1 pseudogene is annotated in these 433 nt (G+C 70.2%); it reads right to left on the bottom strand.

From position 1 onward, the window contains the following. A pseudogene (locus IG90_RS0138830) lies at positions 1-433 on the bottom strand (hypothetical protein); the annotation flags it as partial.

Here is a 433-nt window from a genome sequence, read left to right as displayed (position 1 = left end):
CGGGTCGACGGCGCGGCTCGCCTTGTTCGCGAAGGAGAGTGCCTTGGCCGCGGCGGCTGCCTTGCCGGCACCGGAGGCTCCGGCTCCCGTGCCGCCGGTGAAGATCGTCGTCAGGGCGTTGAAGGTGACCGCACCACCAGCACGCGCCGGGTTCACGCTCCACTGGTCGTAGGCGATCAGCGCCTTCCCGGTCTCCTTCATCGCGTTGCGCGCGTCCCGGGCGAAGCCCGGCAGGTCCTCCTCCGGGGTCAACCACAGAGCGTGGGGCGCGACGACGGTCAGGATGACACCCGAGGCGAGGTTGCCCAGGCCGGTCCAGGACTGCTTCATGCCCTCCCAGCCCTCGGTGCCGACCAGGGTGCCCAGGCCCTTGACCGTGCCCCAGACACCGTCGACGACGAAGCCCTTGCCGAAGTCCCAGACGTGTTCGTAG

This window comes from Streptomyces anulatus (genome assembly GCF_000721175.1).
Taxonomy (GTDB): Bacteria; Actinomycetota; Actinomycetes; order Streptomycetales; family Streptomycetaceae; genus Streptomyces; species Streptomyces anulatus_C.
The sequence above is the reverse complement of the archived record's forward strand: the minus strand, read 5'-3'. Positions and strand labels throughout refer to the sequence as shown.